Below are 15,147 nucleotides of genomic sequence, written 5' to 3'. Positions count from 1 at the left end.
AATGACGACAGCTATCAAAATTATAGTTCTGATGTACTGCCGATTTTTATTGATATTTCATGAGCCGCTTGTTTTACCTTGCTAATAAGAAAAGATAGTCGATCATCATTAATACGATGACTAATTAACCCAACACTTAATGCTCCTACTACTTTATGATTAAATCCGATAATAGGTGCAGCTACTGAAGCTGTCCCTTCTGTTTTTTCACCATAACTGACAGCATATCCTTCATTTTTTATTTGCTTTATTTGATTAAGAAGAATTTGCTTTTGTTCTGGTAATGAAGGAAGTAAATACTCTACAATATGTTCCATTTCATTCGTTTTCATATTGGCAAGCATCGTTTTATTTGCAGCACCAATTGAAAGTGGAATTTGTTCTCCTAGATTATCGATAACTCGAATTTTTAAAGGGCTATCAATTCTTTCAATGATAATAGAATGTGTTCCGTTTGGAATATTCAAATAGACACTTTCTTCCACTTCAGAAGCCAAACGTTTCATCACTTCTCTTGCAACAGATCTATAGTCTACCTTCTCCAATTGACGCAACCCTATTTCCATCCACATTGGTCCAATTTTGTACTGTTTTGTCTCTGTAATTTGTGTAACTAACCCATGCTCCATTAGAGAGTTAAGTAATCTATGTACTGTACTAACCGGGAGATGTGTTCCATCAGCTATATCAGAAATAGCCCAATACTCTTTTTCATTTGTAGAATTCAATAATTTAATAATACTTATCGCTCGATCAATGGACTGTACCATAACTCGCCTCAACTTTACTCGTAATATGTTAGTACGCTTAATTAACTATCAATTTAGCAAACATTCGAAATGAAATCAATCTATTTATTTAATTTTCTAACAATAAAAACATATCACTAACAACGAATTGAAAACGCAAACAAAAAAATATTGACTTTTCTTTTTAATTATCTGAAAATTATAACAAGATTTCACATCACGGAATACATTCCATAATACGGAAAAACATCAAACGTTATTCTATCAACTACGAAAGTGAGGAAAACAATGGCGCAAGTAAGCAATACAAACAATGAATTAAAACGTACGATGAAAAGTAGACACTTATTCATGATTGCACTCGGTGGTGTGATTGGAACCGGGTTATTTAACGGATCTGGCTTTATTATAAGTCAGGCTGGACCTGGTGGATCCGTACTTGCCTTTATTGCTGGTGGATTATTAATGTATTTCGTTATGCTATGTCTTGGTGAACTTGCTGTAGCCATGCCTGTTTCAGGTTCTTTTCAGGAATATGCTACTAAATTCATCAATCCTGCAACTGGCTTTACAATCGGATGGTTGTATTGGTTAAGCTGGGCGAATACGACCGGTCTTGAATTTACAACTGCCGGTATTACAATGCAGCGCTGGTTTCCTGATATTCCTGTTTGGGTTTGGTGTTTAATATTTGGCGTTACCATCTTCACTATTAACGCATTATCTGCTCGTAGTTATGCAGAAACAGAATTTTGGTTTTCAAGTATAAAAGTATCTGCCATTATAGCTTTTATAATTCTTGGTGGCGCCGCTATGTTCGGTTTTATTGATTTAAAAGGCGATGAACCAGCTCCACTTCTTTCAAATTTCGTAAATCATGGTGGTTTATTTCCGAATGGACTTGCAGCTATTCTATTAACAATGGTTACAGTCAATTATTCCTTCCAAGGTACAGAGCTTGTCGGAATCGCAGCAGGTGAAAGTGAAGATCCAGCAAAAACTTTACCTCGTTCTATTAGAAATATTATATGGCGCACAATGTTTTTCTTCGTCTTAGCAATCTTTGTTCTTGTTGCTTTAATTCCTTGGGAAGAAGCTGGATTAACAAAGAGTCCATTCGTTGCTGTTTTTGATAATATCGGTATTCCATATGCAGCTGATATTATGAACTTTGTTATTCTTACTGCTGTTCTTTCTGTCGCAAACTCAGGACTATACGCTGCTACTCGAATGCTTTGGTCTTTATCAAAAAACGAAATGGCTCCAGCATTTTTAAAGAAATTATCATCACGTGGGATTCCTCTCAACGCTTTAATCATGACAATAGCTATTTCTGCTTTTTCTCTTTTGACAAGTGTAGTAGCTGCTGAAACTGTTTACTTGTGGCTCATTTCAATTTCCGGAGTTATTACCATTATTGTTTGGATGTCAATTTGTGTTTCTCAATTCTTTTTCCGCAAACATTATTTAGCAGACGGCGGAAAATTAGAAGACTTAAAATTTAAAACGCCACTTTATCCACTCGTACCAATTCTTGGTTTTGGATTGTATGGCATTATATTAATCAGTCTTATTTTTATCCCAGAACAACGACTTGGAATCTATTGCACTGTCCCATTTATCATCTTTTGCTACACTTACTATCACTTTAAAGTTAAGAAAAGAAATTCTACTAACACTCATAGTGAAACTAAAATTAGCGAGACTTCGTAATATTTGACTATACATAAAAGACCACACATAGCGTTTCACTTCATGTGTGGTCTTTTTTCATTATTTTAATATGATTTCATCTGAATTTAATGAATATATCCCCTTTCCTACAAAAGTAGTAGAGTGTTCATTTAAACACTTACTACCTCAGTGGGATTTATCACATTCCAATTTCAATATAATAGTAAATAGGTATATCGGATATAGATGTACATTACTAGGCTTATACATATTTCAACTTTAGAATTATATTCACTATTCAATTGGTAGTTACCAATAAAGAAAGGAATGATCATAATAATACAGAACATATACGAAACTCATTTACATGTAAGAAATTTAGAGAAGGCAATAAATTTCTATCAAAACAAGCTAGGATTAACGTTAGCAAGAAAACTCTCCAAAAGAAGAGTGGCTTTCTTTTGGGTCGGAGAAAATAAACAACAAATGCTTGGACTATGGGAAGTACATAACATTGAAGACTTTGAGCCGAGACATTTTGCTTTTGGTGTAAATTTAGAGTTTTTAATGACTTCTAAAGCGTGGTTAGAGGAACGTGGAATAGCAGTGATAGGAAGTCAAGGAAAAGGAAATCAAGAGCCAATTGTCCAAAGGTGGATGCCTGCTGCAAGTGTATACTTTCTAGATTGTGATGGAAACAAATTAGAATTCATTTCTATGCTACATGAGAATCCAGATGAATTAGAATATGCGTCCTATTTAAGTGTATGGAATGCGGAACACCAAGAAAAATGAATGGAATTTTCGTTCAAGTCTTTTCTTATTTTTGGATATAATGTTGTACGATCCCCCCTTTTACTATGAATTTGTTAACATAATGCATTTACTGTCATCTTATATTTGTACTTACGTACGAGCAATTCCTAATCTGCTTCAATTACAATTTGAATTATGTAAATTTTCCTCTTATCTGGCATCTACTCTTTAAACACAAACTCCCCTTAAATCGAAAATGATTAAGGGGAGTTTTATATACGATGCAATTATAGTTCAGATTTCACTCGAACAGAAACATTATTTTTAATTATATTTTTGACATCTTTAAAGCTAACAAAATTGTTACTTTTCTCATCCCAAAGACGGAAACGTAGTGATTGTAAGCTTGTAGCAAGCGTAATCGTTGGTACATTTTTTAACGGAAGCGTATTATTGTGTGCCTCTTCTAGTTTATAGTTAGGTACCCTTGGGCTTAAATGGTGAACATGATGGAATCCAATATTACCAGTTAAGAATTGCAAAATTTTAGGAAGCTTATAAAAAGAACTTCCTTCCACTGCCGCTTTCACATATTCCCAATCTTTATCCTCTTCAAAATAAGAATCCTCAAATGTGTGCTGTACGTAAAACAGCCAAATCCCTACTGAACCTGCTATTAAGAATATAGTACCATGTACTAACAGAAACGATTGCCACCCAATTGCCCAGCAAAGTATAGCTACTACAGCAACAATTATAATATTCGTCAAATAAGTATTCATACGTTCTTTCTGCCTTGCACCTTTTCGGTTAAATCTATTTTTAAGCAAGAAAACATAAATCGGACCTAATCCAAACATAACGAATGGATTGCGATATAAGCGATATGCTAAACGAAGTCTAAATGGTGCAGCTACATATTCATCAACTGTAAGCGTCCAAATATCCCCTGTACCCCTCTTATCCAAATTACCACTCGTAGCGTGGTGAATAGAATGTTCATGCCCCCACTGATCAAATGGGAATAATGTTAAAACACCCATACACGTTCCAACTATTCTATTTGCACGTCGACTTTTAAAGAACGAATAATGGGTGCAATCATGAAAAATAATGAAAATTCTTGTCATAAATCCAGCGGCTAACAGTGCTGGAACTAATGTTAACCAATAAGAAACTGACAAACTTTTATAAGCAAGATACCATAAAATAATAAATGGCACGATTGTGTTGATCAGTTGCCAAACACTTTTTTTAATCGTTGATTTTTCAAAAGGAGCAACTTGTTTTTTTAAATTTTTAGTATTTTCTAAGGTCATTGTTCTAATTCCTTTCCTTTTTGTTGCTAATTCATATTATAGCACACTATTAGTATCAGGTGTTAAAAGTAGCTATAATAAATATTATATACTATGAAAATCTCTTTTTTCTTACTCATTACTTACAAATTACTTACGCCCAAAATAGCTTCTATAATTGGACAGGCGGAGTATTTTATTTATAAAAGAAACTTCGAATTTTTCCAATAAGTACATAAAAAAACAGCAAGTTTTTTCACAAGAAGAAAAAAGCTGCGATAAGTCAGTTTCACCGACTTATCGCAGCTCCTCTTCGTTTTACCTTATTTTATCGATGAAGCCACACTGCACCTGCAGACTTGTCTTCAGCTTGGCCTACCACTTCAAACTTCAGTCCTAGTTTCGGTAACTTACGTCCTGCATCAGGAATAATGCTGTTGATGTATTGCTTAGAATCATCAAATTTTGCCACTCCTGGTAATCCTTTATAATCGAAGATACCGCGAGTTGGTGAATTTACTTTCCATGCTGGTGTTTGATCAAATGAGAATGCCGCATCGGCAATTTGGTAACGCGTACTGCTCTTCACAGTAGGTTGTCCGTTTAATGTCCCTACAATTGCCTCTGGATGAGAATCTACTACTCCTAAGAACCCTTCACCTGGATGAACGCCTACCCAGTTATCTGTAAAGCTTTGATCCGCATACCATACAACCATTCCTGTATTAAATACTGGGCCACGTGCATGTTGTAACGCAGTGTCAGAACCAGCGTAATTTCTCCACTCTACATAGTAATTATGTTTTTTCTGTTCAAATCCGTTAGACACAGTAAAGCCTTTTAACGTCATTGCTGGCTGACCTTCTGCATCATCAGAGAAAACAACTTTTCCATCTACAGTTAATGCTGCATTATCTAACGCAAACCCTTTATAAGCTACTGCAATATCTGTTAAGTACTCAAATTGCAGTTTTACTTTTTTTCCTTTGAATTGGCTTAAATCGTATGATTTATCAACCCACTTACCATCAGTTGTATCCGCGCCGCCTTTTACATCTTTTTCGCCCATTCTATCAATGCGTGTCTTCGTTCCATCTTCTGCAATCGCATATACGTCAAGGAAATCATACTTCGCTTCAAGTTCGTAAAATGCCTTATAATCGAACTTAGCATCCTTTGCATTTGTTAAGTCAAATACTGGTGTCTCAAGTGTTGTATGAATGTCATTTCCTTTTGTACTGTAATAGAACTTCTTACCAAACGCTGATTCGATATTTTTTATATCTTTGTCCGGCAAGTTAACACGAACGATTCCAGGTCGTTTAGATTTTGTATTACTTTGATCTACATATGTCGCAACACCGATTCCTTTGCTAAGTTTGTCATAATCCACTTCAAGGATATTCGCCCAGTTCCCCTTCATATTCTTTTGGAAAAACTCTTTATTTTGTGGTGAGAAACTCGTTGGCTCTGTTCCTGCAATTTTTCCAGCCCAGCTACCACCACTCATAATAGACCATGACTCAACAGGTTCACCTTGTCCTGAGTACTTTGTATCATATTCATCTGGTAAGCCTAAATCATGGCCATACTCATGTGCAAACACACCAACTGCCCCGTCTTCAGGCTCGATTGTATAATCATATGCAGCCATCTTTCCGCCCCAGTTCGAAACAGAAGATTTCGTGCCATCAATTGCATATGGTTTTGAACCTAGTTTTGAACGATGTGACCAAATCGCATCATCTTTCAATTTACCGCCGCCAGCTTCTTGACCAACGCCAGCATGTACAACCATTAAATGATCAATAATGCCATCTGGCTCATTTTTATTTCCATCACCATCTTGATCGTATTGATCAAATTGGTCATAGTCTGCTAAATTGACTCCTTTTGCTACCGCTGCTTTTAATGCTTCTTTCACAAAATCTTTTGGTCCTAAAGGCCCCTTGTTATCATGCCCAGTACCTGCATCAGCACCATAATCTGATGCTTTTCCTGGAACAGTAAGCCATTCTGTTACAGTCCCATCAACTGTGTAGCTACCACCAGATTGTTCTTCATAATATTGCTTAAATGTGTTAATCTTCGATCCATCAAATAAAGTAAATGGTTCATCACCAAATAACATTTTTTGATAATGTTCACGATTAAAGTCTTTAGAATACATGTATCCTGGCTCTTGATCAATATTGTTATGCTTAAAATCGCTAAATTCTACAAGTAAAACAAGTACTTTATCTTTTCGAACAGCTCCATTGTATTCTTCTTGCTTCGCTGATGTAGTAGGTACTTTTCCATTTAATTTCCCAGGGTTCAATGCTGCACCTTGTCCAGCTACCGGGCCTACTTCAGGCTGCTGCGCCTGTTCATTTTCCTTCATTTTTGCATCTTTTACTTTTTTCATAAAATCAGAAGCTTCTTGCGTAAGACTATCTCCTGTTAAGATTTCTTTCCCAGGGTTTTCCCCTTTCTTTTTCTCAACATATTTTTCGACAGCCTTTGACGTCTCAGCTTGCGATGCAGATTGATCAATTACCCCCCGTTGTTTTAGGGCTTCAGCCAAACGCTCCTCCGGTATTAAGTGCTCATCTATTGGTAGAGATGATGTTGGTGTCTCAGCATACGCTGCGTGACCTCCAAAAGCAAACGTACTACTTAGTACTGCTGCTGTTGTTAATACCGCTAATGGTTTTAATTTCTTTTTCTTTTTCAATGTATTTCCTCCCCAGTGTCTGCAAATTATCGTTTTTTGCCGATAACAACATAATATTCGTTATAATACGAATATTCAATCTTTTTCAACAAATAAAATGTTGAGAAATATTTTTTATGCAGGGTGAAATACATAAGATAGAAAAACAAACTCACCTATAAATAACAGTGAACTTTTTTAGTAAAAATAAGAATTAAATATTTTCTATACTACTTAATCTATGGGTTACCATATTACTCACTAATCTCATTATTACAAGCTAATAGTGGTTCGTACATCATTATAGCGTGATTCTCTGTTACATATTGATCTTCTATTAACTGTTTCTGTAGATTATATACTTTACGTTGAATCACATTATGTCGTATATAACCGCCCCAGTATGCAGGTTGAATTGAGTGTTCTTTCTCATACACTTCATATTGATAAAGTTGCGGATAGACTGTTCTCCATTCACCAACTAAATGTTCATCTGTCATATAAAGGTGAAGTTGATACGGTTGATCCGTTTCATTTTTAATTTGTAAATCCAAATAGTTATAGGAACAAGTTGCCCCACTCCCAAACGGTTGAGTTCGCCTAGAATCAGGAAAGACATCAAAGCTATGACGATATCGTTCGGTTACTGTCAGTGGTGTATGTAGAGTCATCCAATATATTAAATTTGAAAGCTGACAAAGACCTCCTCCAATACCTGATTGAAAAGATCCGTAGTGTAATACCATACCTTCTACATACCCTTTTTTCCTCGTTGGCTTACCTATTAAACGCCAGTAAGAAAATGTTTCTCCCGGTCTAATGACGATACCATTTAGTTTTTTAACAGCAATTTTCAAATTAACAACCTTATTCTGTTGATACCACATATCTACATCTTTGAGCTTACGAAGTAATATTGTTTGGTGCTGAATTGCTGTACAAGGTAGCTTTTCTTGTTGGAACCTTTTTGCATATGTTTTTCCGTCTGCTAACCACTGAATGTGCCTCTTTGTAGAGTAATACCACTTACCTAGCATAATGCGATACTTAGACCGCTGTTTAGGACGTAAGTGCACTATATTCATTTTATTCCCTCTCTCTTTCTTCAACTAAATTCTAATATATTTCTAATTCAATAAATTACAGTTTTCTTAACTGCATAATAATTTCCGCAAAAAAATAATAAATTTACTCTAGTGGAGATTTTATTTTGATGATTGCTTTATAATTATATAAAACTGAGCTTCAATACAATAAATTGAAATAAACACATTATAAATATAACGAATAACCTTAAATAAAAAATAATGAACATTAAAGAAATTCTAAAGTATTAATATATTTTTCGTAAATATTAATTGATAACCCATTAGACTTTACTATATGTATAACTTCTTATTCTACAAAACGAAATTTTTTAATGTAAGAAAAAACTATACTTTCCCTTTAACATTGATACCAGTCTCATATGGAAAACTTTACAAAACAATTCGAACACTTACATTTAGAATAAACACAAAAAATTGCCACCAGTTAGCTTAACTGGTTGGCAATTTTTTAACGAGAATGCTTTACAAATAGTTGAATTGCTTCTTCTGGTACATAGCACTTTCCATTACTCTCTACAATAATACTTCTTAATTCATACCCTTTACCATTGATACGAATTATATTTTTGTTACCAAATAATTGTGCTTCTACTTTATTATGTTTTACTACGAGTAACGGGTTTGCTCCTTCGGTTTTGTTGGCTGTTACAGTTGCACCGATCTTCTTAAAGGCTTGTTCACTCTCTAAAAATATTTTATTCGTTACTTCTTCTAAGTTAAAGCCCATCGCTTTCGCCATCGTCTTCGCAATGTCTGTATTTTGGATTAAGCCTTCTGGTTTTTGAGGTCCATAAGAATGTAAGAATACATCCTCACCTGTATGTCCTCCTGTCGTAAAGCCGATATTTGCACGATTAGCCAATAATGTAGTAAGAATTCGTCCTACATCCATTTTCTTTTTTGCCGCTTTTAATTTTTCTTTTTCATCATGAGTTAGATTATCCAAACCGTATAGTTTAGCTACATCTTCTACATTTGATAAATCAGATTTCAGTTTATTTATAGTTCCTTCAAGTGTCATTTTCGCCTTTTTCAATGGATCAATGTATGCAGAAACCGGTGTAGTATTGTATCCTTTTGTCGTATTCCTATTCCCTATAGAGATGCCGCTGTTACCATGATCAGTTAAAGCGATGAGCATCGTATCCCCATCTTTCTTCGCAAATTGTAACGCCTTTGCTACCGCTTCATCAAATGCCAATATATCACTAATCATCCCAATTGGATCATTAGCATGGGCTGCCCAATCAGGCTTACTACCTTCTATGAATAAAAAGAAACCATCTTTATCTTTTGATAATGTTTGAATTGCTTTTTCTGTCATTTGAGAAAGTGTTGGTTGTTCTGGGTTTGTTGCTATACGATCCGTATCAAACGCAAGAGCATGATGTGAGAAAGAGCCCCAAATTTTATTAGATTTGGAGTTCAATAACGCATCTTTCGTTTCAACAAAATCGTATCCTTTGTTTTGAATCACCTTTACTAAATTTTCACCATCTTTTCGGATTCCATTACTTTTCATAGGTAACAGCGCCGCTTTTCCCCCGCCTAATACGACATCTATATTTTGATATACTTGCTGCTTCGCAATTACGTCAAATTGCTTGCGATTGACATGGTGAGCCGAGAATCCCGCCGGAGTAGCATGCTGAATTTCAGATGTAGCAACAATTCCAGTTGCACGGCCAGTACGTTTTGCACCTTCCAATACGTTTGCGACCGGCCGTAACTTGTCCTCTTCTTTTATTGGCTTTAAGCTAGGCGAACTTACAATAGAAGGTAGTACGCCTACATATCCTGAATTCGATTTATTTCCAGTTGCTAATGCTGTTGCTGCTGGCGCTGAGTCTGTAATAGCTGATTCCGCCGAAAACGTACGAACTCCTCCTGTTACAATTTGATCTAACGTAAGCGGTGCCCCTTTATACCAGCGAGCCAATGTTGTCGCCGTTGAACTCGTTCCGTCCATAACCATCATAATTATATTTTTAGGCTGATGTTCTACTTTTTTCACCTTAGCTTTGGCCGCATGATAATTCATCATACTTTCCATACTTAATACGCTTACTATTATAGCTGCCACTAATAGCAACTTTTTCATCTTCACACCATAATTCAACATGATTGTTCCTCCATAAACTTTGCATTCATTTAAATACACACTATTTCCTTTTCCATACCAAAACCTACATATGTTTTATTAGTTCCCAATTCTCATAAAGCTAACAATAGTTACTTTCCCTTTCTTTCCTTTATTAAATATCGGTATGTATCATCTATCTTATAAAAAAGATTTAACATCCTTTTCATTAATTACTTGTTTAACAATAAATCCTCGATCAAAAGAAATAAAAATTTATTGTTAAACAATAAATTTCATGTTAAATTAATAAGATAATAAATAAATGAGGTGCTTTTTATGAAACAAGGATCCACACTCTTTTTAAAGACCGTTGTGATTCTGATCGGAATCCCCGTTCTTGCTATGTGCATTTTTTTAGTCCCTAAAATAGGAAATTTCGCCGCAGAATTATATCCAGATATTTCATATATTAAATATCTTGTATTTATCAATTTATACGCAACAGCAATACCTTATTACTTCGCACTGTACCAAACATTTAAGCTTTTAAACTATATTGATAAAAACAACGCATTCTCAGAGTTATCTGTTCAAGCTTTAAAAAATATTAAGTACAGCGCATTGGCAATTAGTGTATTATATGTATTAGGTATGCCACTTTTCTATCTCGTGGCAGAGAGAGATGATGCCCCTGGCATTATTATTATCGGAATGATTATGATTTTTGCTTCAATGGTAATCGCGGTCTTTGCTGCCGTTCTCCAAAGACTATTAAAAGATGCTATAGATATAAAATCAGAAAATGATTTAACGGTCTGAGGTGAATAATATGGCAATTATTATTAATATTGATGTAATGTTAGCAAAAAGAAAAATGAGTGTAACAGAACTTTCGGAGAAGGTTGGAATTACAATGGCTAACCTTTCTATCTTGAAAAATGGAAAAGCAAAAGCAGTCCGTTTTTCAACTTTAGAAGCAATATGTAAAGCATTAGAATGCCAACCGGGGGATATTTTAGAATATCAACCTGAAGATACCGAGTAAAAAGAGTCCTTCATACGAGAAGGACTCTTTTTATTACACATTACGGTGCAAAACTAATTTGACCAGTAAACAATAGGATAATCGCTATGATCCAAAATATAAAAAATGATGAGGACAGTATTAATGAAAGGATAGCAATCCCCTTCTTCTCTGTTTTTTTCGTCATTGTGATTATTGAAAGCATGATCCCTACACCTGTCAGGGCAATTGTAATATAATCTCCAACTATATTACCTGCATTCGCTATCCTTGTTGGCGTTATAAAAACGAATAGAAAACACAAAATGCCGATGAGTAAAGATATATAGCTTATTATACTGTACTTCTTTTTAGGAACTATTTCTGTTTTCATACTAATCCCACCCCTTCTATATAGCTATGAGTTTATATTAGCATGAATAACCATAATTTAGTTATGATAAAAAGCAGATAAAACGGACGCTATCACTTTATCTGTCTATTTCTATCTAACAACTAACCTGACTATTTCTTTACTAAAGATATACAATCATTCTTTAATCCACGGCAATTGGTATATAATAGCTCTAAAAAATAAAGACTGTACCTTTAAAATGAAAGATACAGTCTTTATTAATAACTTTTTTTATAAAGAAAACTCTCTATCACTCACTACCTTAAAAAACTCCGAGTAATGTGATAAAGAATAATCCGCTACATCACAATTACCTTGAAACATACATGTTGAAATACCTAATTCTTTTGCAGGTAATAAATCTAATTCTCTATCTCCAATAGCTAAATCAATATTGTATTTTTTATGCAGATGATTATAAGCTAAAGAGTTTGGCTTTCGAGGAAAGCCATCGTCAATTGTAACCATATCTACGAAGTATTTTTCCCAGCCGTAATATTTTAAAATGCCCATAACCCCTTCCCTATGTTTATGGGTCATAATCACATTTTTATTTGCAAATTTCAAAACCTCTTCGACACCTGCAAAAGGTTTCATATCTTTTGGCGTGAATTTCTCCTTCAAAACTTTAATCTTTTCTTCCTGCTCGCATGAAATATTATAATACTGAATTGCATGAGAGTATGATATTTTTAAGTTTTTGTATATTTCTTGTTTTTCTACTGAGTCACCTAATATTTCAGAAAGCATCATTGTATATGCAGGATACGTATCAAATAACGTCCCATCAAAATCCCATAAAATATTCATTCTATTCACCTTCTATTTTCAAATCATTCAATGACTAAATCCGCCCTATCCCTCGGCAATTCCGTTTCTAAGTAATAATCCTCTGCTTTCCAATACCTATTTTCAAATTTTGAAAGGTTTTTCTGTGTCTCCTCACTCTCACGTAGAAACCTTGTCTCTCTTGGACAGTCCAAATAGACCATATAATGAAAGAAATCTCTCCATTCTTTTCGCTGCAGAAAAACTCCTTCAATAACAATTACGCCTACAATAGGAATCTGTACTTTTTCCATTTCACATATATCTGTTTCTTCATGAAAGAAAGGTAATTTCAATTTTGTTTCATGTTGTAGCTTTTGAAAAAATTTCTGCCTTAGCCATTCAATGTCCCATTGTAAATAATAATACTCGTACCATTCTTCATATCCAGTATGATATCGTTTATTACGCTCCACTATGTGATCATCAATATGGAAAATATGAAACGGAATGCCTTCTTGTTTCATATTTTCTTTTAAATTGGCTACGAATGTTGTTTTTCCAGATCGACTTAAACCATCTATCCCTAAAATAAAGCGGTTTTCTTTATGCTTCTTCATAACATTTATAAGCTCATTTGTACTCATTACTTCTTCCACTCTTCTTTTAATAATGAGTATAGAATGGTATCATGAGCGACACCATTTTGAATCATATGTTTTCGAAGTAATCCTTCTTCTTGAAATCCTGCTTTTATTAACAATTTTTGAGAAGCTTTATTTTCTACATATACAACCGCTGCGATTCTTATTAGTTGCAGCATTTCAAATCCATAAGCTAAAATCGCTTGTAATGCTTCCGATGCATATCCTTGTCCCCAATATGTATCATCTAATTCATAACCAATTTCAGCTCGTTTATGATGATTATTAATTAAATGAAATCCGCACGTTCCGATTAATTGGCCCGTCCCTTTTTTCTCGATTCCCCAGCGAAATACACTGCCCTCTTCATAACGATTTTTAAACGTTTGAATCGTGGTTTTCGCTTGCTCAATATTTTCGAAAGAATCCATTCCGAAATAACGTATAACTGATTCTTTCGAAAAATATTGGAACATCGTTTCTGCATCTAATAGTGTAAGTTCTCTTAAGAATAAACGTTCTGTTTCTAGTTTTGGAAATCCCATCTCTCTTTCTCCCTCTATTCTAATGAACTGCAAATTTCAATATAATTTCCATCTGGATCAGCAATGTAGGCAATTGTTTGCCCCCACGGTTTTACAATCGGTTCAACTAAAATCTTGATTCCTTGTTCTCTAAATTGCTCAATCGTTTCTTGTACATTCTCAACAACGAATCCTAATTCGAAATGAGAAAACTTTAATTCACCTTCTGTAAGCGGTAGTCCTGTTAATTCTTTCACATCTTGCCGCGTATTCATCGCTAAAATGGTAGTTCCAGTATTAAATTCAATATATGTACCGTGCTCTGCTTTTATAGGTAACTGTAAAATATCTTTATAGAATTTTAAACATTCCTCAAACTTTTCTACATATAAAATGATGTACTTCATTTTCAAATCCATTTTACATCCCCCCTTGTATCTATCCCTAAAATTTCGACAAAAGTCTCACAAAAACCTTGTTCCTTGTAGTAATGAGCAAAAAAAATGAGGCCGATTTCTCGGCCCCCCAGCTTATTGGCATAAAACAGGAGATTTGGTTTGGACATAACCAGTTCGTACTTTTATTATATTTTATTTTTTCTGAATTTTAAATACATTAAACACCTATTTATATTGAGAAAGTTTTTTGCTTGCATAAAATTAAAGATTTTAAGAAATGATACAAATGGAGGTGTATACATATGGAACCAATGCTATGTCCAAGTTGTAAAACGAACCGTACCCGCTTTAATATTCTTGAGCAACAAGTAAAACCAGTCAAGTTAAATCCACAAACTGGTCAAGTAGAAGAAGAATACACAAATGAAACGATGAATGCTTTTCATATGGCTTATCAAGGACCTACATACCGTGTCCAATGTGCTGTATGCGGACTTGTTGAAAACCCTGAACAATTTATTAAACCTGCGCAAAATCAGTCTTTCTAATAAAAACATGATTATCCCTTGTAGAAATAGATTTTTCTATAAGGGATTTTTTCGTTTAATACGTTAATTAAAAATGTATTTCTTCCTTATTATATGTTAAACTTCGCACTCTTTTGGAAATGTTTACATAAGCGAGGTAAAACAAATAATAAAAAAATAACGCTTCCATCAATATTTCTACTATTAACTTGTCATATAGTCATCTTTTACTTTTGGATCTTCGATTGGGAGAAAATCTCGACTTCCTACGGTTTAGCTATATGGATACTTTCTACTATTTGTGGTCTTTTACTTTATTTCCTTTATAAAAAACAAAAATCTAATAAAGTGATATTCAAGTTCGTTATTATTAATTACTTCTTCATTTATGATTTTTTTAGGTATTGTTACTGGTACATCTTTGTAACTGTTAGTTCTATGCCTTAAATATACAATATTTTATTATATAAAAAATACCCAACAAAACAAGGATATATAGAAATT

Annotated in this window: 15 protein-coding genes and 1 pseudogene; 6 read left to right on the top strand and 10 right to left on the bottom strand. The window is 34.2% G+C overall.

The genetic code is table 11. The features are described from left to right. Window positions 1-20: 20 nt before the first annotated feature. Entirely contained in the window at window positions 21-770 is a 750-nt protein-coding gene (locus ACTFN4_RS14485; RefSeq protein WP_000250758.1) for an IclR family transcriptional regulator, read from the bottom strand. A 267-nt stretch (window positions 771-1,037) separates the two neighbouring features. On the opposite strand from ACTFN4_RS14485, the gene ACTFN4_RS14480 reads away from it, so the two are divergent. Together ACTFN4_RS14480 and ACTFN4_RS14475 are read left to right on the top strand one after the other, a co-directional pair. Further along, a complete protein-coding gene (locus ACTFN4_RS14480; RefSeq protein ID WP_000079991.1) occupies window positions 1,038-2,462 on the top strand; it encodes an amino acid permease in 1,425 nt (474 codons plus the stop codon). 297 nt (window positions 2,463-2,759) lie between these two features. Continuing rightward, on the top strand, window positions 2,760-3,218 hold the full coding sequence (locus ACTFN4_RS14475) for a VOC family protein (protein ID WP_025687456.1): 459 nt from the start codon (window positions 2,760-2,762) through the stop codon (window positions 3,216-3,218). Between the two features lie 248 nt (window positions 3,219-3,466). Here ACTFN4_RS14475 and ACTFN4_RS14470 read toward each other — a convergent pair whose 3' ends face one another. The 4 genes from ACTFN4_RS14470 to ACTFN4_RS14455 all read right to left on the bottom strand — a co-directional run bounded on the left by ACTFN4_RS14470 (window position 3,467) and on the right by ACTFN4_RS14455 (window position 10,403). Then, window positions 3,467-4,498 carry a fatty acid desaturase gene (locus ACTFN4_RS14470; protein WP_000171504.1) on the bottom strand — a complete coding sequence of 344 codons (1,032 nt, stop codon included), beginning with the start codon at window positions 4,496-4,498 and terminating at the stop codon, window positions 3,467-3,469. Between the two features lie 307 nt (window positions 4,499-4,805). After that, entirely contained in the window at window positions 4,806-7,193 is a 2,388-nt protein-coding gene (locus ACTFN4_RS14465) for an immune inhibitor A domain-containing protein (RefSeq protein WP_439962481.1), read from the bottom strand. A 233-nt stretch (window positions 7,194-7,426) separates the two neighbouring features. Further along, window positions 7,427-8,257, bottom strand: coding sequence for a VanW family protein (locus tag ACTFN4_RS14460; RefSeq protein ID WP_001028236.1), 831 nt, complete (start codon window positions 8,255-8,257; stop codon window positions 7,427-7,429). Between the two features lie 472 nt (window positions 8,258-8,729). Further along, complete coding sequence (locus ACTFN4_RS14455; RefSeq protein ID WP_000935912.1) at window positions 8,730-10,403, bottom strand: alkaline phosphatase; 1,674 nt, start codon at window positions 10,401-10,403, stop codon at window positions 8,730-8,732. Window positions 10,404-10,700: 297 nt separating this feature from the next. Between ACTFN4_RS14455 and ACTFN4_RS14450 the strand changes: the two genes are divergently transcribed. Both ACTFN4_RS14450 and ACTFN4_RS14445 read left to right on the top strand, forming a co-directional pair. Beyond that, window positions 10,701-11,183 carry a DUF2975 domain-containing protein gene (locus ACTFN4_RS14450; protein ID WP_000809125.1) on the top strand — a complete coding sequence of 161 codons (483 nt, stop codon included), beginning with the start codon at window positions 10,701-10,703 and terminating at the stop codon, window positions 11,181-11,183. A gap of 10 nt (window positions 11,184-11,193) precedes the next feature. Beyond that, window positions 11,194-11,409 (top strand): helix-turn-helix domain-containing protein, encoded by a 216-nt coding sequence (locus ACTFN4_RS14445; RefSeq protein WP_000974619.1) that lies wholly within the window; start codon window positions 11,194-11,196, stop codon window positions 11,407-11,409. Between the two features lie 40 nt (window positions 11,410-11,449). On the opposite strand, the gene ACTFN4_RS14440 is transcribed toward ACTFN4_RS14445, so the two are convergent. The 5 genes from ACTFN4_RS14440 to ACTFN4_RS14420 form a co-directional block, all read right to left on the bottom strand. Beyond that, a complete protein-coding gene (locus tag ACTFN4_RS14440; protein ID WP_000845548.1) occupies window positions 11,450-11,761 on the bottom strand; it encodes a hypothetical protein in 312 nt (103 codons plus the stop codon). 252 nt (window positions 11,762-12,013) lie between these two features. Next, window positions 12,014-12,592, bottom strand: coding sequence for an HAD-IA family hydrolase (locus ACTFN4_RS14435; protein ID WP_001024236.1), 579 nt, complete (start codon window positions 12,590-12,592; stop codon window positions 12,014-12,016). A gap of 23 nt (window positions 12,593-12,615) precedes the next feature. Next, window positions 12,616-13,197: a kinase gene (locus ACTFN4_RS14430; protein ID WP_000106107.1), complete on the bottom strand. Its 582-nt coding sequence runs from the start codon at window positions 13,195-13,197 to the stop codon at window positions 12,616-12,618. Continuing rightward, window positions 13,197-13,739, bottom strand: coding sequence for a GNAT family N-acetyltransferase (locus tag ACTFN4_RS14425; RefSeq protein WP_033695878.1), 543 nt, complete (start codon window positions 13,737-13,739; stop codon window positions 13,197-13,199). The genes ACTFN4_RS14430 and ACTFN4_RS14425 overlap by 1 nt, the downstream gene beginning before the upstream one ends. 14 nt (window positions 13,740-13,753) lie before the next feature. Continuing rightward, window positions 13,754-14,137: a VOC family protein gene (locus ACTFN4_RS14420; RefSeq protein ID WP_006924562.1), complete on the bottom strand. Its 384-nt coding sequence runs from the start codon at window positions 14,135-14,137 to the stop codon at window positions 13,754-13,756. Between the two features lie 281 nt (window positions 14,138-14,418). Here ACTFN4_RS14420 and ACTFN4_RS14415 point away from each other — a divergent pair, with 281 nt between their 5' ends. Both ACTFN4_RS14415 and ACTFN4_RS14410 read left to right on the top strand, forming a co-directional pair. Then, complete coding sequence (locus tag ACTFN4_RS14415) at window positions 14,419-14,664, top strand: hypothetical protein (RefSeq protein ID WP_000433609.1); 246 nt, start codon at window positions 14,419-14,421, stop codon at window positions 14,662-14,664. A gap of 93 nt (window positions 14,665-14,757) precedes the next feature. After that, window positions 14,758-15,090: pseudogene (locus ACTFN4_RS14410) on the top strand (hypothetical protein). The last annotated feature ends 57 nt before the right edge of the window (window positions 15,091-15,147 follow it).

The sequence above is a fragment of the Bacillus cereus group sp. MYBK95-2 genome, from assembly GCF_051915225.1.
Taxonomy (GTDB): Bacteria; Bacillota; Bacilli; order Bacillales; family Bacillaceae_G; genus Bacillus_A; species Bacillus_A cereus.
The sequence above is the reverse complement of the archived record's forward strand: the minus strand, read 5'-3'. Positions and strand labels throughout refer to the sequence as shown.

What these genes read in the sequence shown, in the direction of transcription:
- ACTFN4_RS14485 (WP_000250758.1), bottom strand. Translation starts at nt 770, where the DNA reads ATGGTACAGTCCATTGATCGAGCGATAAGTATTATTAAATTATTGAAT.
- ACTFN4_RS14480 (WP_000079991.1), top strand. Translation starts at nt 1,038, where the DNA reads ATGGCGCAAGTAAGCAATACAAACAATGAATTAAAACGTACGATGAAA.
- ACTFN4_RS14470 (WP_000171504.1), bottom strand. Translation starts at nt 4,498, where the DNA reads ATGACCTTAGAAAATACTAAAAATTTAAAAAAACAAGTTGCTCCTTTT.
- ACTFN4_RS14460 (WP_001028236.1), bottom strand. Translation starts at nt 8,257, where the DNA reads ATGAATATAGTGCACTTACGTCCTAAACAGCGGTCTAAGTATCGCATT.
- ACTFN4_RS14455 (WP_000935912.1), bottom strand. Translation starts at nt 10,403, where the DNA reads ATGTTGAATTATGGTGTGAAGATGAAAAAGTTGCTATTAGTGGCAGCT.
- ACTFN4_RS14450 (WP_000809125.1), top strand. Translation starts at nt 10,701, where the DNA reads ATGAAACAAGGATCCACACTCTTTTTAAAGACCGTTGTGATTCTGATC.
- ACTFN4_RS14445 (WP_000974619.1), top strand. Translation starts at nt 11,194, where the DNA reads ATGGCAATTATTATTAATATTGATGTAATGTTAGCAAAAAGAAAAATG.
- ACTFN4_RS14440 (WP_000845548.1), bottom strand. Translation starts at nt 11,761, where the DNA reads ATGAAAACAGAAATAGTTCCTAAAAAGAAGTACAGTATAATAAGCTAT.
- ACTFN4_RS14435 (WP_001024236.1), bottom strand. Translation starts at nt 12,592, where the DNA reads ATGAATATTTTATGGGATTTTGATGGGACGTTATTTGATACGTATCCT.
- ACTFN4_RS14430 (WP_000106107.1), bottom strand. Translation starts at nt 13,197, where the DNA reads ATGAGTACAAATGAGCTTATAAATGTTATGAAGAAGCATAAAGAAAAC.
- ACTFN4_RS14425 (WP_033695878.1), bottom strand. Translation starts at nt 13,739, where the DNA reads ATGGGATTTCCAAAACTAGAAACAGAACGTTTATTCTTAAGAGAACTT.
- ACTFN4_RS14420 (WP_006924562.1), bottom strand. Translation starts at nt 14,137, where the DNA reads ATGGATTTGAAAATGAAGTACATCATTTTATATGTAGAAAAGTTTGAG.
- ACTFN4_RS14415 (WP_000433609.1), top strand. Translation starts at nt 14,419, where the DNA reads ATGGAACCAATGCTATGTCCAAGTTGTAAAACGAACCGTACCCGCTTT.